This is a genomic window from Myxococcus guangdongensis (genome assembly GCF_024198255.1).
Lineage (GTDB): Bacteria > Myxococcota > Myxococcia > Myxococcales > Myxococcaceae > Myxococcus > Myxococcus guangdongensis.
This window is the reverse complement of sequence record NZ_JAJVKW010000020.1, coordinates 23,210-46,172: the sequence shown is the minus strand read 5'-3', so window position 1 is coordinate 46,172 and position 22,963 is coordinate 23,210. Positions and strand designations below refer to the sequence as shown.

Below are 22,963 nucleotides of genomic sequence, written 5' to 3'. Positions count from 1 at the left end.
TCCCCATAGGACACACATGACACGTCAATCACGCCCGCTCCCAAGGTGGATGGCCTTGGGCTGCCTGTTGTCCCTCGCCGCGACGAGCGCCCACGCGGACCCGGCCTCGCTCGCGCTGCTCCCCCCTCGAATCGAGAGCACCGCCCAATCCGCCGAGCACGTGCCGTCGCGAAGCACGTCGGTCCTCGGCGTGACGGCGAGCGACCCACAGGGCGCACCGCTCACCTTCACGTGGACCTCCACCGAGGGCGTCCTGGCGCCGCCCGTCCACGGCGCCACCACGAGCGAGGTCACCTGGACCGCGCCGGATTGCCTTCCTCCCAGCAGCGCGCCGGTGAAGGTGGCTGTCACCAACGCATTCGGCCTCACGTCCGAGGTGGCCTTCACGTTCAACGTCGGCGGTGACCTGTACGTCGACTACCAGAAGCCGTTCGAGCCCTCGCAGTTCAGCGAGCTCCACGGCATCTCCGTCTCGCCCCAATCCCTGTGGCTGACGCCGAAGCAGATCCCCCTGAACGCCGAGCGCATCGTCTTCGAGGAGCCGGTGTCCCTCTCGCTCCAACTGGTGCGCAAGAACGCGGGTGGCACCCACACGTTGGGGTGGATGTACCGCGACGAGCTGGTGGCGCGTGGCTACGTCGGCCCCAATGACGAGCTGCTCGACACCAACGGCAATGGCATCGCCGACCTCCACGAGGACCTCTACAACCTGGCGCCGTCCAGCGGCCCCCAGGCACGGCCCTACATCGGCCTGTGGCCACGCTGCCCGCGGTCGTTCTTCTCGGGGGGCTTCATGTACAGCGAGCCGGGCCTCGCGATGAACGCCGGCTGCCAGACGACCTTCCGCCGCGAGATGCTGGCCGATGCACGCCCAGGCCAGGGAAGTGTCCGCACCCTCACGGAGGTCGTGGGTCGCGGGCTCCCCGATGCCCACCCGAACGGCTTCTCGGACCTCGGGCGCTACCCGCGCATCCCCAACCTGCTGGAGCCCGCCCTGCCGGAGAACGACTTCAAGGGCCTGGGCAGGCTCGCCTTCCTCATCACCGACGATGACGAGGACGGCGCCACCTACAACCAGATGGGGCCGGTCCAGGACATGCGCCTCACGACTCCGGATGGCATCCCCGACTACGACGTCTCCGCGTACACGCCGGAGGGCGTGCTGCGCTCGCAGAACCCCGACCCCGGCATCACGGCGCGGGACAGGAAGGTGGCGATGGGGACCATCGACCCTCGGCGTGAAATCGTGTTCTTCCTCGTCACCTACTTCGAGGGCATCCACAATCCCCGCGACGCGGGCCTCACGTTCCCCTGTCTGAAGAAGGCGGCGGATGGCAGGTGCGAGCTGTTCCTCGAGACGCCCGTCTCCGTGTTCTTCTCCAAGGCGTCGTGGAACATGGACATGGATGTGCGTGGCACCAGCCCCGCGGCCGAGTTCGCCCAGGGCTGCACCTTCCGCGACACCTGCAACCGCGCCGCCCCCAACAACAGCGGCACCTCCTGCTCGCTGCCGGGAACCACCCAACGGCTGTGTGGCTGGCTGGATGCACAGGCGCAGACGATGCTGCGCCGGCCCGAGTACGGGAACATCGTCCTGCCGGCGGAGCGCCTCTTCGTCCCGGCCTCGTCGAACGGCGCCATGCCGCACATGGTCGTGGCCTCGTCGCCCGCCTTCCCGCAGCGGTGGCTCTTGGGCTGGGAGGACCTCAATGGCGGCGGAGACCGGGACTTCGCCAATGCCGTGTTCCTGTTGCAGGCCGAGCCCTCCGGGTTCGCGCGCTCGACGTCAATCACTGCGCTGCCTCAGGACCTGGATCCGCGTTGCTTCGTCTCGCGCGTGAGGGTGGGCAAGTCGGATGTGTTCAGCCCCACGTGCACTCCCACGAGCGAGAACTTCGCCCGCTATGCCATCTCCCCGGAGTGCCTCTCCTGTGCGGACGGAACCTGTTTCCCCAACCCCAGCGCCACCTGGTTGAACGCGCCTTTGGCGCCGGGCATGTCCGAGACGGTGATGGATGTCAGGGCATTCCAGGGCCAGAGCCTGTGCTGGCAGGTGGCGATGGGCACGCGCGACTTCCTGTGCCAACCTCAGGTCCTCAACGTCAACATCGGCTACGAGCTGACGCGCACGCCGTGACGTCAAAGTGAAGCATGGCCCGGGGGTCGCACATGGCCTCCCGGGTCTTCCCCAGACGGGGACCCGCCAGACCTGCTTAAGAATTTCTTAACGAAATCCATGCATCCTGGGACTGCCTCCGGTTCCGGCCGGAGGCACCGCCACCGCGTGAGCCGAACCACGCGGCCACCCAGGACCCACCTGTACATGAAAACCCGCCCCTTCCTGAAGTGGATGTCTTTGGGCTGTCTGCTGTTCACCTCCGCCGCGAACTCCGCGCCGCCGCTGCCACCTCGCATCGAGAGCACCCACCCATCCGCTCCCCGACTGCCGTGGCGTGCTTCATCCGAGCTCTTCGTCACCGCGAGCGACCCACAGGGCTCGCCGCTCAGCTTCACGTGGACCGCCACCGACGGCTCCCTGTCCCCGCCCATCCACGGCCCCGACAGCAGCCAGATTGTCTGGACCGCACCGGACTGCCTTCCTCCCCAGAGCGCGCCAGTGAAGGTGGTCGTCACCAACGCACAGGGCCTCACCACGGAGGCGGCCTTCACCTTCGAGGTCAGCAACCTGCACCTCAACCATCAGCAGCCGTTCGCGCTCCCACAGTTCAGCGACCTGCGCGACGTCACCGTCTCGGCAGGTGCGACCCTGCGACTCGCGCCGACCCCCACGACGCTGAACGCCGAGCGCATCATCTTCGAGGAGCCGGTGTTCCTGTCGCTCCAGCTGGTGCGCACGAGCGCCGACGCCGGCCACACGCTGGGGTGGATGTACCACGATGAGCTCGTGGCGCGCGGCTACGTCGGGGCCAACGACGTGCTGCTCGACTCGAACCGCAATGGCATCGCGGACCTGCACGAGGACCTCTACAACCTCGCGCCCACGGCGGGTGCGCAGGCCCGGCCCTACATCGGACTGTCACGACGGTGCTCGCGGCCCTTCACCTCCGGGGGCCTCATGTACAGCACCCCCGACCTCGGGATGGACTCGAGTTGCCAGTCCGCCTTCCGTCGCGAGAACGTGGCGGATCCCCGTCCGGGCAGGGCGGGCACCCTCTACCCCTCGGACATCGTGGGCAAGCTCTACGGCACCTACTCCTCGATCCACCACTCGGACCGGGGACGCTTCCCGTACATCCCCAACCTGCTCGAGCCGGCGGTCGCGGAGAACAACTTCAAGGGGCTGGGCAGACTCCCCGTCCTCATCACCGACGACGACACGGACTTCAACACCTTCCTCATGATGGGACCCGTCTCGGACACGCGCACCGCCGCGCCGGACGGCATCCTCGACTACGACGTCTCTGCCTACACGCCCCAGGGCCTTCCGAACCCGCTGAACCCCGACCCCGGCATCACGCTCCGGGACCGGAGGGTGACGGTGGGCGCCATCGACGGGCAGCGAGAGGTCATCTTCTTCCTCGTCACCTACAACCCGAGCGTTCACAGTCCCGCATCGAGCGGTGTGACCTTCCCCTGTCTGAAGCGGTCGACGAGTGGCCAGTGCACCCTCTTCCTCCAGACGCCCATCTCCGTGTTCTTCTCCAAGTCCGCCTGGAACCTGGACATCGACACGCGAGGCACCGTCGCCGAGTTCCACCAGGGCTGTGCCTACCGCGACGTCTGCGATCACGCCTACCCCGAAGGGGGCGGAGCGTGCACCCTGCCAGGAAGCACCCAGCAGCGATGTGGCTGGCTGGATGCCACGGCGCAGGCCCAGCTGGCGCGGCCCGATTACGGCGCCATCACGCTGCCTGACGCGCCCCTCCGGGTGCCCCCCTCGTCCCATGGCGCCACGCCGCACCTGGCCGTGGCGTCGTCACCCGACCACCCCAACCGCTGGCTGCTGGGCTGGGAGGACCTCAACGGTGGCGGAGACCGCGACTTCTCCGACGTCGTGTTCCTGTTGCAGACAGACCCCTCGGGGCTCGCGCGCACGGCGCCACTGCCTGGAATGCATCCGGACCTGGACCCGCGTTGCACCTTCTCTCGCGTGCGGGTGGCCCGGCAGGAGTTGACGGGCCCCATCTGCTCCCCCACGAGCGAGGCCTCCACCCGCTACGCCATCGCGTCCGACTGCGAGATATGCACGGCGGGCCTCTGCTTCCCCAACCCCACGCCCACCTGGATTCAGGTCCCCCTGGCCGATGGCGCGTCGGAGGCGGTCGTGGACGTCTCGCCATTCGGAGGGCGCAGCCTGTGCTGGCAGGCGTCGCTCAACACGCGTGACTTCTTGTGTCAGCCAGAGGTCCTCCAGGTCGACATCGGCTTCGAGATGACGCGCTCGCCGTGACGCGGACATGACGCACGGCCCAGGAGTCGAGGCACGACGCGGCTCCGACTCCTGGATCCTCCAGAGGTCATCCCCACCCCAGACATGCCCTCCGCGTCCGTGGTGAACGCAGACGCGTTCCATCGCCACGCGCGGCGGTGCTTCGACGCGGCGGCCTCCCCGAGAAGACACGTGCGCCCGGACAACCGGGCACGGTGGCTGCAATCCCTGTCGGGATGGACCAGCCCACACGCCCCAACATCCTGCTGCTGACGGTGGACCAGCTCATGTTCCCGCGCTTCGCGTACGGCCCGGGCGGAGGATTCCTTCCAGCCATCAAGGACCTCCTGGGGTTCATCGACGAAGGCGGCGAGGACAATCCCTATCGGAAGTTCTTCCCGGGCTTCGCGGCGCTGCGGCGCAACGCGTCCATCTTCCGCAACCACACCATCGCCGCCTCGGCCTGCATCCCCAGCCGCGCCGCCATCTACACAGGGCAGTACGGCACCCGCACCGGCGTCACCCAGACGGACGGCCTGTTCAAGAGCGGCGACGCGGCGGCCTTCCCGTGGCTGGTGCCGGAGGGGATCCCCACCATCGGCCACTGGTTCCAGAAGGCCGGCTATCACACGCACTACTTCGGCAAGTGTCACTTCGCCAATCCGCCCGAGCACTCGCTGAAGCGGCTCGGCTTCGACGACTGGGAGCTGTCGTATCCGGAGCCCCACGGCTCCTCGGTCAACAACCTGGGCACCTTCCGCGACGTGGGCTTCGCCGACCTCGCGTGCACCTTCCTTCGCAGGATGGGCCTGGGTCAGCCCTACAACCGCGCGCTGTCCGAGCAGGCCTATGCGGCGCCGCTGGCCGACGGCCCGTCCACGACGCCGCAGCCATGGTTCGCCGTCGCGTCGTTCACCAACCCGCACGACATCGCGACGTATCCCATCCTCCCCCGACAGATGGACCCGGACGCGCGGCCCCTGGGGCCCCTGCTCGTGCCCGGTCAACACAGCCAATCCGCGACGCCCATCGCGGGCAGTTGGACGCTCCCGCTCAATCCGATGGGCTTCCCGCAAGAGAACTCGCACCTGCCGCCCAACGTGCACGACTCGCTCGCGAACAAGCCGAGCTGTCAGCGCGACTACGCGTACAAGATGGGGCTCGCGCTGGCGGCGAAGACGGGGCTCGCCATGCACCAGGCGAAGGAGGGCATCGACCCCGTCGCCGTCACGCTCAACTCGGGCATCCCCTTCCAGCTCACCGCCGCGCCGGACGTGTCCACGCTGCGCTTCAACCAGTATTACACCTGGCTCATCCACCTGGTGGACGGCCACATCGAGCGCGTCCTGCGCACGCTCGACGAATGCGGGCTGGCGAAGAGCACCATCGTCGTCTTCCTCTCGGACCACGGCGAGTACGCCGGCTCCCACGGCTACATGATGGAGAAGTGGCACACCGCCTATCAGGAGGCGCTGCACGTGCCGCTCGTCGTGCGGATGCCCGTGGAGAAGGAGCGCCCCCAGACGCGGCAGCACGAGGCGCTCACCAGCCACGTGGACGTGTTGCCCACGCTGCTGGGCCTCGCGGGCCTGTCCTCGGGTGAGATCGACGCCATCCGCACGGACCTGCGCCTGCATCACCCGGTGCCGCCGTTCGTCGGCGCGGACCTGAGCCCGCTGGTGCAGGGCCAGGCGGACACGGTGACGGAGCAGGACGGGACGCCTCGCCAGGGCGTGCTCTTCATCACGGATGACGAAATCACCGAGCCCCTGCCGCGCACCGGCGACCCGCACCAGCTGCACGACGAGGCCATCTACTCGGTGTTCGTGCGCTCGGTGGAGGCGCTGAGGGACGGCACCACGCGCGCGGGGCACCTGCCGTGGCTCGCGCCGGGGCCGGTGTGCCAGCCCAACCATGTGCGCTGCGTGCGCACGCCGCGCTGGAAGCTGTCGCGGACGTTCGACCCGTCGGGCGAGCACGCGGACCAGTGGGAGCTGTACGACCTGCAGAACGACGCGCTGGAGCTGGAGAACCTGCTCGTCTTCGACGGCCCGTTCCCCACGCTGGTCCCGAAGCTGCCCCCCGGGCTCTCACCCGAGGAGGTCGAGTCCGCCGCGCGCCAGACGCAAGCGCTGCTCACGAAGTACGAGGCGGAGAAGCTGTCGCCCTGGCCGGCCTCGAAGTAGTCACTCGGACGCGGCGGCGGCACCCACCGGCTTCTGCTCGGCGTAGACGCCGTCCTCGAGCCGGTAGCGGGTGACCTCCTTCGTCGACTGCTCGGCGCCGTCCTCGCCCTCATCGGAGTTGGTGCGCGTGAGGGTGAGTTCCTTCTTTCGCGGCTGGAAGGAGACCTCGATCGACGAGTGCACCGGCGGGTCGGAGAGCCCCGCCGCCTCGAACGCCAGCTTCGCCTTGCCGAGGACCCCCTTCTTGTTCCCGGGCACCGTATAGCTCACGTACGACATGAGGTAGTCGCCACAGGCCTCGGGCCTGGAGTCCACCTGGAGCAGGACCAGGCCCGCCGTCTTCGAGGGGATGAGGCGCACCTGCGCCGGGCCGCCGTCCACGCTCAGGTACGCACCACCCGCCGTACGCGCATCCGCGCTGCTGACGCGACGAGGCGGCTTCACGCCCGGCTCCAGGATGCGGACGCGAATCTTGAAGTCGTTGCTCATCACCACGGTGGCGATCTCCTTCTCGCCATCGCCGTCGAAGTCCTCCTCGAAGCGGAATGGCGTCAGCGTGTTGCCGAAGAGCCACCCCTGGACGGCGTCACCGCCCTTCGCGTCCCGGTACTCCACCGAGTACCAGTGGTTGACGTACTCGCCCACCTTGAGCCGCTCCTCGCCACGCGCGAGCACGCGCACGGCCGCGCCCAGGGGTAGCGTGGTCACCACCGCCGCGTCCGACGAGGGCGACTTGCGCAGGTTCGCCTCATCCACGCCCACGAAGAGGTCCGCCTTCTTCGAGGGCGCGAAGGTCGTGAACTCGAACTGCTCGAGCTCTCGCGGCTTGCTCTCCTCCTGCTGGGTCGCGGTGTAGCTGAGCGTGGGCACTTCCGTCTGGGACAGGAGCAGCGACAGCAACAGGGCGGAGGACATGAGCGTGGGCACCGTCGGGGGTCGAGCGCCCGAGCGTAACCTGTCCACGACATCCCGCGCGCACGCCCTCCGGCGGGTCCACGGCGCCCCCCGGAGACGCCCGCCCGATGGGAACCCGACAGGTCACCGGGCCGGGTCGCATACCGGACGACCGGGGTGCCGCATCCACCCGCGCGAGCCCTCGCGCCACATGACACCCCAGGTCGTGGGCGTTAGCGTGGCGCCCGTGATGAGCCGCGCACTCTCCCTCTGTCTCGTCCTGGCCGCCGCCGCCCTGCCCGTCGGCTGTCGTCACGCCCAACACCCCGCGACGCCCACCGTGAATTCGGTGGCGACTTCGCTGTTCGCCACGCTGGAGGACGAGGGCGCGCTGGCGAGCGCCTTCGTGTTGGACGCGACCACGGGCGAGCCGCTGTATGCCCACCGGGAGCACGTGCGGCTGTTGCCCGCGTCGACGATGAAGGTCGTCTCCACCGCGTCCGTCCTCTCCGCCCTGGGCGCGGACTATCGCTTCCAGACCCCGGTGACGCTGGAGGGGACGCTGACCAACGGGCTGTTCCTCGGCGACCTCGTGGTGGACTCGTCGGGAGACCCGTCCCTGGGCTCGTGGCGCTTCCCCGAGACGGCGCTCGCGTGTGAGCAGGTGGCCGACGCGCTCCAGGCGAAGGGTGTGCGCCAGTGGAAGGGCCAGGTGCGCGTGCGCGGCATCGACGACGACGTGCCCTTCGGCCCCGGCTGGGCCTGGGATGATGTCGCGTACGCCTACAGCGCGGCGCCCACGCCCTTCGTCTTCCGCGAGAACGTGGTGGACCTCGCGCTCTCCCGCCCCGAGGGCGCGGACTGCGCGCTCCCGCCCCACGTCCAGCTCACGCCCGCCTTCGCCACGCTCTCCACCGTCGTCCGCGTGGACCCGAACGCCGAGCGCGCCAACCTCTCCTGCACCCGTCAGCGCGGCGCGCCCGGCGTGCGCTGTGTGTGGCGCTCGCCCGTCAACCAGTGTCCGCGCACGGCCAACGTGCGGCTCTCCGTGGACGAGCCCCAGGTGCTGTTCGCCGCGTGCGTCGAGGAGGCCCTGCTCAAGCGAGGCGTGCCGCGCCTGCCCTCCACGCTGGAGGCCCCCGCCCCCTTGCGTCCGCCCATCCCCGAGCCGCTCGTCACCCTGGCGAGCCCGCCCCTGTCCGAGCTGGTGAAGGTCACCAACAAGGAGTCACTCAACCTCTACGCGGAGCGGCTGGGCCTGCGCTTCGCCCGTGAGCGCGGCGGCGTGGAGGGCTACGCGAACCTGCGCACCGCGCTCGCCGAGGAGCTCACCCGCCGAGGCATCCCCGCCCGCGACTTGCGCCCCGTCGATGGCAGCGGCCTGTCGCGCTACAACCTGGCCACCGCGCGAGGACTGGCGCGCGTGCTCTTCACCAGCCTGCGCGAGCCCTATGGCGCGGCGTTGGTGGACAGCCTGCCCGTGGCGGGCGTCGACGGCACCCTCGCCAACCGCCCGGTGACGCCCATCACCGCGGGCCGCATCCGCGCCAAGACGGGCACGCTGTCCGGACAGAAGTGCTTCGCGGGCGTGGTGGACCGGCCCGGAGATGCCGAGCACCCGCGCGTCGTCTTCGCGCTGATGCTGGGCAACATGGACGAGGCCACCGCGCTGCCCGCCAACGAGGCGTTCGACCGCTTCGCCGCGGCCCTCGTGGAGCTGCCCCTGCGCGCGCCGTAGAAGACAGGCTGCGCGGATATTCCCGGCGCGCTTGACGCGCCGCGCGCCTGGAGGCAATCCGAGGCAACACCCGGCCCCTCGCGGCATTCCCCTGTCGGGAACCCGCCCCAGGAGGTGGGAGGACATGGCAGGCTGCGCCCCGCCAAATCCCCCTTCCGAGGTGTGAACATGAAGCTGAGAACCGCGATGGCCGCGGCGGCGCTGATGCTGCCCCTGGCGTCCCTGGCCGCGGCCAAGGGCCCCTCCAAGCCGCCCGCCACGGAGAAGAAGGACGTCGTCGACACCTACCACGGCACGGAGGTCAAGGACCCGTACCAGTGGCTGGAGGCCACCGACGACGCGAAGGTGAAGCAGTGGAACGACGGGCAGAACGCCCACACGCGCGCCATCCTCGACAAGCTGCCCGGCCGTGAGCCGCTGCGCCAGCGCATCACCGAGCTGCTCGGGTGGAGGTCCCCGGGCTACGGCGCGCTGACCGAGGCGGGTGGCACGCTCTTCGTCATCAAGTTCCAGCCGCCGCGGCAGCAGCCGTACCTGGCGGTGCTCGGCTCCGTGGACGACCCGTCGAAGGAGCGCGTGCTCCTGGACCCCATGGTGCTGGACCCCAAGGGCCACACCACCATCGACTTCTTCGAGCCCACGCTGGACGGCAAGAAGCTGGCGGTGTCGCTGTCGAAGAACGGCACGGAGAGCGGCGACGTCTCCGTCTATGACGTGGCCACCGGCAAGCCCGTGCCCAACGAGGTGGTGCCGCGCGTGAATGGCGGCACGGCCGGCGGCGGGCTCGCGTGGAACGCGGACGGGACGGGCTTCTTCTACACGCGCTATCCGCGCGGCGAGGAGCGCCCGGCCGAGGACCGCGACTTCTTCCAGCAGGTCTACTTCCACAAGCTGGGCACGCCCACCGAGCAGGACACGTACGCGCTGGGCAAGGACTTCCCGCGCATCGCCATGACGGAGCTGGAGACGTCTCCGGACGGCAAGCACATCGCGGCCATGGTCGCCAACGGCGACGGCGGCGAGTACATGCTCTACCTGCACGGCCCCGACGGGAAGTGGGCGCAGGTGACGAAGTTCGCGGACAAGGTCATCCGCAGCCGCTTCGGCCACGACGGCGCCCTGTACCTGCTCAGTCGCCAGGACGCGCCGCGCGGCAAGGTGCTGCGCCTGCCGCTGGCCACGCCGACGCTGGACAAGGCCACGGTGCTGGTGCCCGAGGGCGAAGCCAGCATCCAGGGCTTCTTCCCCGCGAAGACGCGCCTGTACATCAACGAGCAGTTGGGTGGCCCGTCGCAGGTCCGCATCGTCGACCTGAAGGGCAAGGACCTGGGCCTGGTGCCCACGCCTCCCGTGTCCTCCACCGGCGGCTTGGTGAGCGCGGGGGGTGACGACGTGTACTTCAGCAACGTCAGCTTCGTGCAGCCGCAGGCCTGGTACCGCTTCTCCGCCAAGGACGGCCAGGTGACGAAGACGGCGCTCGCGAAGACGTCCCCGCTGGACATGAGCGACGTGGAGGTGGTGCGCACCGAGGCCACGTCCAAGGACGGCACCAAGGTCCCGCTCTCCATCCTGAAGAAGAAGGGCACGAAGCTGGACGGGAAGAACCCGACGCTGCTCACCGGCTACGGCGGCTTCAACATCTCCATCTCCCCGGGCTTCAACGCGCTGGCGGGCCTGTGGCTGGAGCAGGGCGGCGTCTTCGCGGTGGCCAACCTGCGCGGCGGCTCGGAGTTCGGCGAGAAGTGGCACGCCGAGGGCTCGCTGACGAAGAAGCAGAACGTGTTCGACGACTTCTACGCGTGCGCGAAGCTGCTGGTGGACCAGAAGTACACGCAGCCCAAGAAGCTGGCCATCCAGGGCGGCAGCAACGGCGGCCTGCTCATGGGCGCCGTCGTCACGCAGCACCCGGAGGCGTACGGCGCCGTGGTGGCCCGCGTGGGCCTCTACGACATGCTGCGCTCGGAGCGCACGTCCAACGGCCAGTTCAACGTCACCGAGTACGGCTCGGTGAAGGACCCCGAGCAGTTCAAGGCGCTCCTGGCCTACTCGCCGGTGCACAACGTGAAGGACGGCGCGAAGTACCCGTCCGTGCTCTTCACCTCCGGCGCCAATGATCCGCGCGTGGACCCGTTCCACTCGCGCAAGATGGTGGCGCGGATGCAGACGGCCACGTCGACGAAGAACCCCATCCTGCTGCGCGCGGACGCGGAGACGGGCCACGGCGCCGGCACGCCGCTCAACGCGCGCATCGAGGAGGAGGTGGACGCGTACTCGTTCATCTTCAGCCAGCTGGGCGTGAGGTACCTGCCGCCCGCGAAGAAGGTGGCCGCGCCGAAGCCGCAGTAACCCCTGCGTCGTCACACACGGGGCCCGCCGCGGGTCCGGGATTGTCCTCCCGGACACGTGCGCGGGCCTCGTCACGTCCGGGGGACACGCGCGCCTGGAGTGGCCCCGGCGGCGCGTGTCACCATGCGCGGCATGTCCCCCACCCCGCTCGAAGCCCTCACCACGCCCGCCGCCCTCGTGGACCTGGACCGCGTGGAAGCCAACCTGCGCCGCGTGGCGGACTACACGCGCGGGCACGCGCTCCACTGGCGGCCGCACACGAAGACGCACAAGACGGTGGAGCTCGCGCGGCTGCAGCTCGCCTCGGGGGCCATGGGCGCCACCGTGGCCACCGTGCGAGAGGCCGAGGTCATGGCCACCGTCGCCGACGACGTGCTCCTCGCCTACCCGCCCGTGGGCCCCGCGCGTCTGTCGCGGCTGATGGCCCTGCCCGCGCGCACGCGCCTCACCGTGGCGCTCGACTCCACCGAGGCGCTCGACGGACTCGGCCGCGCGGCACGAGAGGCCGGGCGCACCGTGGGCGTGCTGGTGGAGTTGGACCTGGGCATGCGGCGCGTGGGCGTGCAGACGCCGGCGGACGCGGTGACGCTGGCGCGCGCGGTGGCGGACACGACGTCCGTAGCGTATCGCGGCGTCATCTTCTATCCGGGCCACGTGCGCGCGCCGGTGGAGCAGCAGGACGCGGCGCTCGCGGACCAGCGCGCGCGGCTGGGCGCCTTCCTGGACGCGCTGTCGGCCGTGGGGCTGAAGCCCGAGGTGGTCAGCGGCGGCTCCACGCCCATGCTGTGGCGCTCGCACGAGGTGCCGGGCCTGACGGAGATACGCCCCGGCATCAACGTGCTCAATGACCGCAACACCGCCTCGCTGGGCGCGTGCGCGTGGCGCGACTGCGCCTTCTCAGTGCTCGCCACCGTGGTGAGCACCGCCGTGCCCGGACAGGTGGTGATCGACGCGGGCTCCAAGGCCCTGGCCAAGGAGGAGGGGCTCGCGCCCTCGGGAGGCTACGGCGCGCTGCTGGACAAGCCGGAGCTGGTGGTGCGCTCCGTCTCCGAGGAGCACGGCCTGCTCGACGTCTCGTCCACGCCCTGGCGACCGCGCGTGGGCGAGCGCGTGCGCGTGGTGCCCAACCACGTCTGCGCCGCCGTCAACCTGCACGAGCGGCTGCACGTCCTGCGCGGGGACACCGTGACGGAGACCTGGGAGGTCGCCGCGCGAGGCTGGTGAATCAGCCCGTCACGCGCACCGCGTCCAGCCGCTCCAGCTCCCGCGTCAGCAGCGTCTCCAGCTCGCGGATGTTCCGGTAGACGATGCAGCGGTACGACGCGACATCGAAGCGCAGCTCGCGCACGTCGCGCACCAGCAGCAGCGTGGGCCGCCCCTTGCCCCACGCGTAGCCGACCTCCAGGTACACGTTGGGGTTGGCCAGCGACAGGTCCGCGATGACGACCTTCGCCGTGTCGATGCGCTCCTTGATGCGCTGGATGATGGGCCCGTCGAACACGGCCTGGTCCACGCGCTCGCACAGCATGCCCGCGGCCTTCACCGGCCCCTGGATGCCGTAGTGGAACGTGTCCTCCAGCTCCGGAGTGAAGGGCATCGCCACGAAGGCGTGCGGCTTCGTCATGGACACCATGCCCGCGCTCGCCATGGGGGGCGCCTGCACGAAGCCGCGCTCCCGGCGCACCCGGAAGCCTCCACCGGGCAGCGGCTCCACCCCGGGCGTGCCACCCAGCCCGCGCTCCAGCGCTCTGCGCAGCCGCAGCGCGCGCCGCTCGTCCTGCTCCACCACCGTGAAGCGCTCCAGTCCCTTGGGCCCCGAGCCTCGCTGGAACGCCTCGATGAGCCCGCCCACGAAGGCGAGCACCGCCTCGTCCTCGTCCAGCCCGTAGTTGGGGCCGTGCACCGTGCTCGCCACGTGCTTGATCCCGGGCTTGGACTCCAGGGCCTTGAGCGCGCGCGGCGCGAACTGGCGGATCTCGTGGTAGCCGAACTCGCCCAGCCGCACCGTGCCGATGAAGAGCGCCAGCGGCGAGCCCAGGGCGCCGTGCGACTCCAGGAAGCGGTGCTCCCCGGGCATCACCTCCACCTGCGCCGGCGGCACGCCCACCACCTCCAGCCGCCGCGCCGCCACTCCCGCCGCGCCGTACAACCTCTGTGCAAATTTGAACAAGACGACGTCGGCCGTCGCCTCGGTGACGTCCCCCACTTCCAGCACCACGTCGAGAGCCGCGCTCATCCCTCGGACTGTAGGGCTCCGGGCGGGCTGGCCCAAAGTCCGACCCAACGGTCCATTCGCCAACGAGGCCACCCGGACCCCCTCAACTCTAAGACTCTGGGTATGTCCAATCTGAAGAACTCCATTCGCATTGTGATATGGAGCCCTGCGTACCTCGGAACACCCGGGGAACCCCACATCCCCTGGGGGGGCCTTCCCGACCCTGATTTTTCCGGCTCGGGAAAAGTGAAGGAGAGACAGATGGCGAGCATCGGTATCGTCGGCGCCGGCACTGCCGGTCTGCACCTGGGTCTGAAGCTTCTCTCGCAGGGCATCTCGGTCAGCATCTACGCGGAGCAGGAGCCGGACGCGCTGCGCGCGGGTCGCCTGATGAACACGGTGACGCACCACGCGCCCACGCGGACGCGCGAGCGGGAGATGTGGGTGGACTTCTGGGGCGCGCCGGAGCTGGCGATGAACCGCTGCGCCATCCACGTGCACGGGCCCCAGCTCATCAGCCTGTGGGGCCGGGTGGCCGAGCCCAGCCTGTGCGTGGACTACCGGCTGTACCAGCCGCGCCTCGCCGAGGCCTTCGTGGAGCGCGGGGGCCACCTGGAGGTCCGCCCGGTGGACGCCAAGGAGCTGGAGGCGCTGTCGAGGCGGCACACGCTGGTGGTGGTGGCCACCGGGCGCCACGGCCTCAACGCGCTGTTCCCGCGCGTGCCGGAGCTGTCCCCGCACACGAAGCCTCCGCGGGTGTTGTTCGCGGCCATCCTCAAGGGCCTGCGCATGCCGGAGCCGCTCGGAATGCACGCCAACCTGGTGCCCGGCCAGGGCGAGGTCTTCGAGTCGCAGATGATCACCCGACAGGGCCGCGTGCCCAGCACGCTCATCGAGGCGATTCCCGGCACGGAGCTGGCGGCGCTCATCTCCCGCAAGCGCGACGACGACCCGGCCGCGTTCGACGTGGGCCTGCTGGACATCATGCGCCGCCACGCGCCCGCGACGTACGAGCGCATCGACCCGACGGAGTTCGGCGTGCGCGGTCCGTTGGACTTCCTGCAGGGCGGCTTCACGCCGACGGTGCGCCGCGCGTGGGCCGAGCTGGGCGAGGGCCGCTATGTGATGGCGGTGGGCGACACGCACGTGACGAATGATCCCATCGCGGGCCAGGGCGCCAACGCGGCCTCCGCGTCCGCCTTCACGCTGGCGGTGGCCATCCACGACACGCTGTTGTCGGAGCGCCCCTTCGACGAGACGTTCTGCCGAGACACCGAGGCCCGGATGTGGACCGCCGTGGCGCCGGCCACGACATGGACCAACGCGCTGCTCGAGCCGCCTCCGCCGCACGTCATCGACCTGCTGGTGGCGGGCAGCCGCGACAGCCGCGTGGCGGACGCCATCGCCACCGCGTTCATGATTCCCGAGCGCATCCTGGGCGCGTGCGCCTCTCCCGAGGCCACCGCGGAGTTCGTGATGAACGCGGGCCGTCCGAGCGCCGAGGTGCTGGCGGCCACGGGCGCGCTGGGCTGGGACACGGGCACGCGCATCCGGCCGCTGGCGGGCTGAGCGACGCCCAGAAAGCGTCGTGGCGCGGGCGCGGGCCTTCGCTATCCTCCCGGACCATGCGATTCGCCATCGTCGGTTCGGGAGGAGTGGGCGGCTACTACGGCGCGCGGCTGGTTCGCGCGGACCATGAGGTGGGCTTCCTCGCGCGGGGGGCGCACCTGGCCGCCCTGCGGCGGAAGGGCCTGACCATCCTCAGCCCCGAGGGGGACTTCACCGTCCCCGTGCGCGCCGAGGAGGACGCCGCCCGCCTGGGTCCCGTGGACGTGGTCATCCTGGGCGTGAAGAACTACGACGTCGCCAGCGTGCTGCCCCAGGTGAAGACGCTGCTGGCCGCGTCCCAGGAGCCCGCGCTGGGGGGCGCCACCGCGGTGGTCGTCACGCTGCAGAACGGCGTGGACAGTCCGTCCGAGGTCGCCGCGGCCGTGGGCGAGGCGGCGGTCATCGGCGGCACCACGTACATCTCCACCGCCATCAGCGAGCCGGGCGTCATCAAGCAGACGGGCACGCAGCACCGCATCGTGCTGGGCGAGGCCTTCGGCGACACGTCGCGCGTCTCTCGGCGGGTGCAGGCCGTGCGGGACGTGCTCGCCCAGGCGGGGCTCAACGCGGAGGCGGTAGCGGACGCGCGCGCGCCGCTCTGGGAGAAGCTCGCGTTCCTGGCCCCCATGGCGGGCTTCTGTACCGCCGCGAGGAGCACGGTGGGGCCGCTGAGAGAGGGCCCCTTCTTCCGGGAGACGTTCCGCGAGGCCGCCGCCGAGGTGCTGCGCGTCGCCGCCGCCGAGGGTGTGTCCACGACCACGCGGCCGGACGACGTGCTGAACTACATGGACGGCGTCCCCCCGGAGGTACGTCCCTCGATGATGGTGGACTTCGACGCGGGCAAGCCGCTGGAGGTCGAGTACCTGCAGGGCACGGTCGCGCGGCGAGGCCATGCGCTCGGCGTCCCCACCCCGGTGATGAGCACCCTGTATTCCGTGTTGCTGCCGCACGCGAAGGGCACGCGTCGGAGCTGAAATCCCGCCAGCCCCCCGGGCGAGCAGGCGCGGTGACCGGCCCGGATGCAATGATTCGCCCTTTCGCGCATAGAGGAGAGCGATGAGCGAGCCGAACCCCCGTCTACCGCCCGGTGCCCCGTCGTCGCCTCCCCTGGGGCGCGTGGCGCTCCACGCCGTCGCCGCGGGGCTCACGCCCCTCATCCCGGTGCCATTCCTGGATGACTACGCGCTCTACCAGGTGCGCGAGCAGCTGGTGCGCTCGCTCCTGGAGGAGCGCGGCCTGCGCGCGTCGACCCAGGCCGTGGAGGCGCTGGCGGGCTCCAGCCTGGGGCGGACGTTGGGCGGACGGCTGGCCAGCTACCTCAAGGGCTTGATGCTGCTGCCGGTGAAGAAGGTGTTCCGCAAGGTCTTCTTCGTGCTGTGGGTGAAGGACTGCGTGGACGTGGCCTCGGTGTCCCTGCACCACGGCTACCTGCTGCACCACGCGCTGGAGCGGGGAGACCTGGACGCGCTGAGCCTGCAGGGCGACCGGCCCGTGGCGGTGCACGCGGCGATCCTGGCGGCCTGCGCGGAGGTGGACGCCCGGCCCATCAACCAGGCCCTGCGCCGGCTCTTCGCGAGCAGCCGCGTGTTGCTGGCCGAGGCCACGCGCGTGTTCCGAAACCCCGGCGACGTCGGTCCGCGCACGCCCGAGCCGGGCGAGGGCACCGAGGTGAAGTCGCTGTCGGAGCGCCTGCTCGCCATCCTCTGGGAGGAGCGCGGCTACTTCACGACGCTGGAGGCGCACTACGCGCGCCACCTGACGACGCCCGCCCCGCCCCCGGAGATGAAGGCCGCCTCAGGGGCTTGAGTTCGCGCGGGCCGCGCCCTCGCGGATGCGCTGCGAGAAGTCGGCCTGCCCCGCGGCCTCCAGGGCCCGGGCGTTGATGAGGTGCCGGGCGCGCACGTCCGCCAGGGGCGCGTCGCGGTCGATGAGGTCCAGCTCGTACGCGAGCTCGTCGGAGAAGGCGGGCAGGAGCGTGCGGTGGTCGTACGGCACCTTCAGCGCGCTCACCTTCTCGAAGTGACCCACCAGGTTGGTGGTGCAGTTGTTGTAGACGGAGTTGTAGAACTCCGGGTGCTCGTGCAGCGCGTTCATCCGCGCCACCATGTCCAGGAAGAAGTCGGAGATGCGCTCCTTCGACGCGTTCACCGGGTAGAGATACACGTCGTCCTTGCGGTGGTTGGAGCGCAGCTGGACCAAATCACGCTCGTCCCCCACCACGTAGACCAGCTCGAACTGGCGGAACAGGCCGCCCACGGCGGAGAACGTCTCGCCCTTCTCGCGGCGCACCTCCACGGAGAAGACGACGTAGCGCCCGTCCGAGAAGCCGAAGCTCACCATGGTGTGCGCGGCGCCGTAGAAGCCGGAGAACGGCTCGACGATGAACCAGGCCCCCGTCAGCTCCTTCGCGTCGTAGGTGGCCGTGTACCAGGACGCATCCCAGTCCGTCGTGCTGCGGTAGCGGAAGTCGCGCACGTCGTGAATCGTCACGCGGGTGCCCTCCACGTCCGCCCGGGCCATCCGCGCCAGGTCCGGCGCCCACTCCCGCTGGTTGGACGGCGCGTGGGAGAAGGCCCAGAAGTGCAGGCCCGCGCTCGCCGCCACCACCACACCCACCGCGCCCAGCCGGGAGCCCTCCTTCCAGGCGAAGAGGGCCAGCCCCGCCACCACCAGCGCCCCCAGGGCCCGCACCCAATGCGGCCCCTCCGGTCCGGCCCCCGTCAGCGCGAGCGCGAGCGCGGCCCAGCCGGTGCCGCCCAGGACGACGAGCGCGGTGATGACGTTGAAGGCCCCCGAGGAGAATCGCATGTCCCCAGTATTCCTCGCCCCGCCGTCCACCGCCACCCTGGCCGTCGGGTCCACCCGGTTCTCCGGAGAAGCCGCCTGCCCCCGGGTATCACTTCGCGCGGCGATGACATATGAGAGCCGGGAGGGCTCGGTTATCAGAGCCCTCCGGGTCTCCTGGAGCCGTCGTGTCATTGCTCGCCCTGCTCTTCAAGAAGTCGAAGCTGCCCATCATCCTCGCCGCGTTGCTGGGCATCCTCACGGGCGCCTGTAGCGCGGCGCTCGTCGCGGCGATGAATCAGGCCCTGACGTCCCGGACGGTGGCGGACGCGATGCCGCTGATGCCCGTCTTCGTGGGGCTGGCGGTGGCCGTGCTCGTGCTGCGAATCATCTCCCAGCTCCAGCTGGCCTCCATGCAGCAGGAGGCGCTGCTGGAGCTGCGGCTGTCGCTGTGTCGTCGCATCCTCGAGGCGCCCCTGCGCAAGCTGGAGGAGGCCGGGCAACACAAGCTGCTGGCCGCGCTGACCGAGGACATCGGCGTCATCAACAGCACCATCGCCGTCATCCCCGGCGTCATCATCTGTCTGGCGACGCTCGTCGGATGTCTCATGTATCTGGCGTGGCTGTCCGGGCCGCTGCTGGGGCTCATCCTGGGCGTCATCGCGGTGGTGATGGCGAGCGTGGCGCTGCCCAACCGCTATGCCTACGCGCAGTTCTTCAAGCGGCGTGAGACCCACGACGCGATGTACAGCGGCTTTCGCACGCTCATCGACGGCTCGAAGGAGCTGCAGCTCCACCACGCGCGCAGCGAGGACTTCTTCAATCGGGACCTCAAGCCGACGGCGGAGGAGGTCTCGAAGATCTCCCTGACGACGAGCAAGCTCTTCATCATCACCGGCAGCTGGGGCGGCTTCATGGTGATGGCCGTCATCGGCTTCATCCTCTTCGGCGTGCCGCGCTTCCAGGAGGTGGAGATGTCCACCCTGGCGGCGTACGCGCTGGTGGTGCTGTACCTGCAGCAGCCGCTCGACGGGCTGATGAACCAGTGGCCCAACCTGTCGCGCAGCCACGTGGCGATGAAGAAGCTGGAGAAGCTGGGCCTGTCCCTGGCGGACCCCGAGCCCCCCGCGCTGGACGACAGCCTGCCGCGCGACTTCCAGCGCATCGAGCTGGTCGGCCTCAGCCACACCTACCGACGCGAGCTCGACGGCGCCAGCTTCACGCTGGGCCCCATCGACGCGACGCTGCGGCGCGGGGAGCTGGTGTTCCTGGTGGGCGGCAACGGCAGCGGCAAGACGACGCTGGCCAAGCTCTTCACCGGACTCTACGCACCCGAGCAGGGCGAGCTGCGCGTGGACGGCGTCCCCGTCACCGCCGCCACCCGACGCGCCTACCGTCAGCTGTTCTCCGCCGTCTTCTTCGACTTCCACCTCTTCGAGCGGATGCTCGGCCTGGACCACCCCGGCATGGAGGACAAGGCGCGCGAGTACCTCAGCCGCCTGCAGCTCGAGCGGAAGGTCCGGGTGGAGGACGGCAAGCTGTCCACCGTGGCGCTGTCACAGGGGCAGCGCAAGCGCCTGGCCCTGCTCACCTCGTTCCTGGAGGACCGCCCCATCTACGTCTTCGACGAGTGGGCCGCGGACCAGGACCCGGTGTTCCGCGAGCTGTTCTACCGCGAGATGCTCCCGGCGCTCAGGGACCAGGGCAAGCTCGTCTTCGTCATCAGCCACGACGACCGTTACTTCCACCTGGCGGACCGTGTGCTCAAGCTCGAGGCCGGGCAGCTCGTGCCCTCCTCCGCGCCCCTGATGACGGCCGTGCCCGCGTGAACACACGGTGATACAGACTCCGACACTTCACTCGGATACCGGAGTGTCACGCGTTCATCGGCAATCCGTGATAATGGTTTTTGTAACGGAGTAACCACCTGGCGCGTGCACCGGGCTGAGCACCGTTTGCTCGGCCCCCTGAATCGAGGTTCTGCGAGTGGTGCTCACGAACGTGGAGCATGCGGAGCTGTATGTGGGCGATGCCGTCCTGTCGGCCTACTACTTCTGCCATGCGCTGGGCTTCCGGATGGTGGCGAGCGGCGGGCCGGAGTCGGGGCTCCAGGGACGGCGCTCCTTCGTGTTGGAGCAAGGCGCGGCGAGGCTCGTCGTCACCTCGGCGCTGGGCTCCGAGGGCGAGGTGGCGGCGTACGTCCGGGAACACGGTGACAGCGTGCGCGACATCGCGCTGGGCACCCCCGACGTCGTCGCCACGTTCGAGGAGGCGGTGCGCCGGGGCGCGAGTCCGGTGGCCGAGCCCGCGGTCTTCGAGGCGGACGGACAGCGCGTGGTGAAGGCCACGCTCGCCGGGCCCGGAGGCTGGGTGCACTCGCTCATCCAGCGGGACACGCCCTCGGGTGCGTTCCTCCCGGGCTTCTATCTGCCCGTGGACGCGGGGCCGTCTGGCGGCGCGGCGCTGTTTCGCGACGTGGACCACTTCGCCTTCGCGCTGCGGGCGGGCACGCTGCTGGACACGGTGGCCTTCTACGTGGACGTGCTCGGCTTCGAGCAGACCCACCAGGAGGACGTGCGCACCGAGTACAGCGGCATGAGCTCGCGCGTGGTGCAGGCGGCCGGCGGACGCATCTGCTTCCCCTTGCAGGAGCCCGTCAACGGCACGCGGCGGGGGCAGTTGGAGGACTTCGTGGACGCCCATGGCGGCGCGGGCGTGCAGCACCTGGCCTTCCTGGCGGACGACATCGTCCACGCGGTGGACTCGCTGGGGCAGCGCGGCGTGGGCCTGCTCGACGCGCCCCGGGGCTACTACGAGGCGCTGGAGGCGCGGCTCGGCTCGTTGGGGCCCTTCCGCCGCGAGCAGCTCCAGTCGCGCAACATCCTGATGGACCGCGACGCGTGGGGCCTGCTGCTCCAGGTCTTCACCCGCTCGCAGCACGCGCGGCGCACGCTGTTCTTCGAGGTCATCCAGCGCCACCAGGCGCGCGGCTTCGGCGGCGCCAACATCCAGGCGCTCTACGCCGCCAAGGAGCAGGACGCCACGCGCGCCGTGGGTTGAGCCACGCGCGGCGCCCCGTCGAGCCGTCTCAGCCGCGCCGCTCCGGACGCATGGGCATGCCGCCCTTGGGCAGCAGGGCGATGCCCGGGTAGATGTCCACGCGCCGGCCGGGGATGGCGTGGAAGCGGTAGCGCTGGGAGACCATGGCCAGCACCAGCGCGCCGAACATCATCGCCAGGTTGTTGCCGATGCAGATGTGCTGGCCCGCGCCGAACGGCAGGTAGGCGAACTTGTGCCGCGCGGCCTTCTGCTCCGGCGTGAAGCGGTCCGGGTCGAACACCTCCGGACGGGGCCAGAACTCCGGGTGCCGGTGCAGCACGTAGGGCACGGCGAGCACGGCCGAGCCCGGCTCCACCGGGTAACCGCCCAGCGTGTCCGCGTCCTTCGCCATGCGCAAGAGCCGCCACGCCGGGGGATACAGGCGGATGGACTCCTCGAACACCTGCGTCGCGTAGCGCAGCCGGGGCAGGTCCTCGAGCGTCGGAGCACGCCCCCCGAGCACCGCGGCGCACTCCGACGCGAGCCGCGCCTCGACGTCCGGGTTCTGGGACAACAGGTGCCACGCCCAGGTGAGCGCCACGCCCGGCCCCTCGTGGCCGGAGAACAGGTTCATGAACTCGTCGCGCAGCTCCTTGTCCGTCATCGACTCGCCGGTGTCGCGGTCCTTGGCCGCCACCAGCATGGCCATGATGTCGTCCTGGGGGCCGCCGGCCTTGCGCTGGGCGATGACCTCCTTCGCCTTGGCGTTGAGCATCCGGAGGGTGCCGAAGAAGTCCGCCCACTTCTTCTTGTAGATGGGCAGCCGCTCCAGCCGCAGCAGCCGCGACACGAACGTCCCCCGGTCGTTCATGATGCCCATCATCCGCCCGACGGCCGCCGCCGCCGCCGCGTCCGGCTCCTCCGAGTAGACCGCCCGCGTCGTCATCCGCAGCGACAGGCTCCCCATCTGGGCCGCCATGTCGAACGGCCGCGAGGTGGCGTCCGCGTCCCACGCGCCGAGCGTGCGCTGGATCAGGTCCACCATGCCGCCCAGCAGGCCCGCCAGGCGGTCCCGGTGGAAAGAGGGCTGGACGAGCCGCCGCTGGCGCCGCCAGTAGTTCCCCTCGCTCACGAAGAGCCCGTTGCCCAGGAAGGGGTCCTCCGACAGCGCCTCCTTCGAGTAGTTGCCCGCGTTCTCGGTGAGGAAGTACCGGATGGAGTCCGGGTGACTCACCATGTAGGTCGCCGAGGCGCCCATGTCGAAGCGGACCACGTCGCCATACTTGCGGAAACCCTGGGTGAAGTAACCCAATGGGTCGTGTTCCTGACGTAGGACGTTGAGCCAGATGGGGAGACCGCGGGGGCCGGGGGCGGACGAAGGTGCTGGAGTCGATGCCATGAGGTCTCGCGAGCGAAGTTCTCCAGTTTATCAGAAGAGCCTGACCCCCTGACAAACCAAGGAGTTAGAGCGGTTCGTGGCTGACTAGACATTCCAGATAAAACAAGGGATGAAGGCAGAGGGCATGCTTCACCTTCGACCTAATTTTCCTCACTCACGGCTCCGGACGACGGTGCCGTGCCGGCGTGCGGTAGCGGGCCACTCGCGACAGTTCCAGGGGAGCATCGGGACAAGGTCCCCCCTGAGGCGTCGCGGCGTTTCGTGTCGTCGCTGTTAGACGCCAGGACCCCATCAGCCACCAGGACGTGAGGCGGTACCGGGACGGCCATCTCCCGGGCCGCCGTACCACCATCGCGAGTCGTCC

At 70.0% G+C, this 22,963-nt stretch carries 15 protein-coding genes; 11 read left to right on the top strand and 4 right to left on the bottom strand.

Features of this window, described 5'->3' with window-relative positions; genetic code table 11:
* The first annotated feature begins 55 nt into the window (after positions 1-55).
* The 3 genes from LXT21_RS39790 (at position 56) to LXT21_RS39780 (ending at position 6,576) form a co-directional block, all read left to right on the top strand.
* Positions 56-2,137, top strand: a complete 2,082-nt coding sequence (locus LXT21_RS39790; RefSeq protein WP_254043470.1) for a DUF4114 domain-containing protein — start codon at positions 56-58, stop codon at positions 2,135-2,137.
* 186 nt (positions 2,138-2,323) lie between these two features.
* The gene (locus tag LXT21_RS39785) at positions 2,324-4,411 is read left to right on the top strand and encodes a DUF4114 domain-containing protein (RefSeq protein WP_254043469.1); all 2,088 of its coding nucleotides are present in this window, start codon (positions 2,324-2,326) and stop codon (positions 4,409-4,411) included.
* 215 nt (positions 4,412-4,626) lie between these two features.
* The gene (locus LXT21_RS39780) at positions 4,627-6,576 is read left to right on the top strand and encodes a sulfatase-like hydrolase/transferase (RefSeq protein WP_254043468.1); all 1,950 of its coding nucleotides are present in this window, start codon (positions 4,627-4,629) and stop codon (positions 6,574-6,576) included.
* On the opposite strand, the gene LXT21_RS39775 is transcribed toward LXT21_RS39780, so the two are convergent.
* On the bottom strand, positions 6,577-7,491 hold the full coding sequence (locus LXT21_RS39775) for an SH3 domain-containing protein (RefSeq protein WP_254043467.1): 915 nt from the start codon (positions 7,489-7,491) through the stop codon (positions 6,577-6,579).
* A 229-nt stretch (positions 7,492-7,720) separates the two neighbouring features.
* Between LXT21_RS39775 and dacB the strand changes: the two genes are divergently transcribed.
* The 3 genes from dacB to LXT21_RS39760 all read left to right on the top strand — a co-directional run bounded on the left by dacB (position 7,721) and on the right by LXT21_RS39760 (position 12,778).
* Positions 7,721-9,208, top strand: coding sequence for a D-alanyl-D-alanine carboxypeptidase/D-alanyl-D-alanine endopeptidase (dacB, locus tag LXT21_RS39770; RefSeq protein WP_254043466.1), 1,488 nt, complete (start codon positions 7,721-7,723; stop codon positions 9,206-9,208).
* 168 nt (positions 9,209-9,376) lie between these two features.
* On the top strand, positions 9,377-11,554 hold the full coding sequence (locus LXT21_RS39765; protein ID WP_254043465.1) for a prolyl oligopeptidase family serine peptidase: 2,178 nt from the start codon (positions 9,377-9,379) through the stop codon (positions 11,552-11,554).
* Positions 11,555-11,677: 123 nt separating this feature from the next.
* The gene (locus tag LXT21_RS39760; protein ID WP_254043464.1) at positions 11,678-12,778 is read left to right on the top strand and encodes a D-TA family PLP-dependent enzyme; all 1,101 of its coding nucleotides are present in this window, start codon (positions 11,678-11,680) and stop codon (positions 12,776-12,778) included.
* Position 12,779: 1 nt separating this feature from the next.
* On the opposite strand, the gene LXT21_RS39755 is transcribed toward LXT21_RS39760, so the two are convergent.
* Positions 12,780-13,790 carry a nucleoside 2-deoxyribosyltransferase gene (locus tag LXT21_RS39755; RefSeq protein ID WP_254043463.1) on the bottom strand — a complete coding sequence of 337 codons (1,011 nt, stop codon included), beginning with the start codon at positions 13,788-13,790 and terminating at the stop codon, positions 12,780-12,782.
* 240 nt (positions 13,791-14,030) lie between these two features.
* Between LXT21_RS39755 and LXT21_RS39750 the strand changes: the two genes are divergently transcribed.
* The 3 genes from LXT21_RS39750 to LXT21_RS39740 all read left to right on the top strand — a co-directional run bounded on the left by LXT21_RS39750 (position 14,031) and on the right by LXT21_RS39740 (position 17,183).
* The gene (locus LXT21_RS39750; RefSeq protein WP_254043462.1) at positions 14,031-15,338 is read left to right on the top strand and encodes a styrene monooxygenase/indole monooxygenase family protein; all 1,308 of its coding nucleotides are present in this window, start codon (positions 14,031-14,033) and stop codon (positions 15,336-15,338) included.
* Between the two features lie 56 nt (positions 15,339-15,394).
* Positions 15,395-16,351, top strand: a complete 957-nt coding sequence (locus LXT21_RS39745; protein ID WP_254043461.1) for a ketopantoate reductase family protein — start codon at positions 15,395-15,397, stop codon at positions 16,349-16,351.
* An 82-nt stretch (positions 16,352-16,433) separates the two neighbouring features.
* Positions 16,434-17,183 (top strand): hypothetical protein, encoded by a 750-nt coding sequence (locus tag LXT21_RS39740; protein ID WP_254043460.1) that lies wholly within the window; start codon positions 16,434-16,436, stop codon positions 17,181-17,183.
* Here the strand turns inward: LXT21_RS39740 and LXT21_RS39735 are convergent.
* Positions 17,172-18,185: an Lnb N-terminal periplasmic domain-containing protein gene (locus LXT21_RS39735; RefSeq protein ID WP_256572384.1), complete on the bottom strand. Its 1,014-nt coding sequence runs from the start codon at positions 18,183-18,185 to the stop codon at positions 17,172-17,174. The genes LXT21_RS39740 and LXT21_RS39735 overlap by 12 nt on opposite strands.
* 164 nt (positions 18,186-18,349) lie before the next feature.
* Here LXT21_RS39735 and LXT21_RS39730 point away from each other — a divergent pair, with 164 nt between their 5' ends.
* Together LXT21_RS39730 and hppD are read left to right on the top strand one after the other, a co-directional pair.
* Positions 18,350-19,990 carry a cyclic peptide export ABC transporter gene (locus LXT21_RS39730; protein ID WP_254043459.1) on the top strand — a complete coding sequence of 547 codons (1,641 nt, stop codon included), beginning with the start codon at positions 18,350-18,352 and terminating at the stop codon, positions 19,988-19,990.
* A gap of 157 nt (positions 19,991-20,147) precedes the next feature.
* On the top strand, positions 20,148-21,221 hold the full coding sequence (hppD, locus tag LXT21_RS39725; protein WP_254043458.1) for a 4-hydroxyphenylpyruvate dioxygenase: 1,074 nt from the start codon (positions 20,148-20,150) through the stop codon (positions 21,219-21,221).
* A gap of 28 nt (positions 21,222-21,249) precedes the next feature.
* Here hppD and LXT21_RS39720 read toward each other — a convergent pair whose 3' ends face one another.
* Entirely contained in the window at positions 21,250-22,599 is a 1,350-nt protein-coding gene (locus LXT21_RS39720; protein WP_256572382.1) for a cytochrome P450, read from the bottom strand.
* Positions 22,600-22,963: the final 364 nt, after the last annotated feature.

Bases quoted from the DNA above. Each gene is read 5' to 3' on its own strand.
- LXT21_RS39745 (WP_254043461.1), top strand. From the start codon at position 15,395: ATGCGATTCGCCATCGTCGGTTCGGGAGGAGTGGGCGGCTACTACGGC.
- dacB (WP_254043466.1), top strand. From the start codon at position 7,721: ATGAGCCGCGCACTCTCCCTCTGTCTCGTCCTGGCCGCCGCCGCCCTG.
- LXT21_RS39750 (WP_254043462.1), top strand. From the start codon at position 14,031: ATGGCGAGCATCGGTATCGTCGGCGCCGGCACTGCCGGTCTGCACCTG.
- LXT21_RS39735 (WP_256572384.1), bottom strand. From the start codon at position 18,185: ATGCGATTCTCCTCGGGGGCCTTCAACGTCATCACCGCGCTCGTCGTC.
- LXT21_RS39775 (WP_254043467.1), bottom strand. From the start codon at position 7,491: ATGTCCTCCGCCCTGTTGCTGTCGCTGCTCCTGTCCCAGACGGAAGTG.
- LXT21_RS39785 (WP_254043469.1), top strand. From the start codon at position 2,324: ATGAAAACCCGCCCCTTCCTGAAGTGGATGTCTTTGGGCTGTCTGCTG.
- LXT21_RS39740 (WP_254043460.1), top strand. From the start codon at position 16,434: ATGAGCGAGCCGAACCCCCGTCTACCGCCCGGTGCCCCGTCGTCGCCT.
- LXT21_RS39765 (WP_254043465.1), top strand. From the start codon at position 9,377: ATGAAGCTGAGAACCGCGATGGCCGCGGCGGCGCTGATGCTGCCCCTG.
- LXT21_RS39755 (WP_254043463.1), bottom strand. From the start codon at position 13,790: ATGAGCGCGGCTCTCGACGTGGTGCTGGAAGTGGGGGACGTCACCGAG.
- LXT21_RS39760 (WP_254043464.1), top strand. From the start codon at position 11,678: ATGCGCGGCATGTCCCCCACCCCGCTCGAAGCCCTCACCACGCCCGCC.
- LXT21_RS39780 (WP_254043468.1), top strand. From the start codon at position 4,627: ATGGACCAGCCCACACGCCCCAACATCCTGCTGCTGACGGTGGACCAG.
- LXT21_RS39720 (WP_256572382.1), bottom strand. From the start codon at position 22,599: ATGGCATCGACTCCAGCACCTTCGTCCGCCCCCGGCCCCCGCGGTCTC.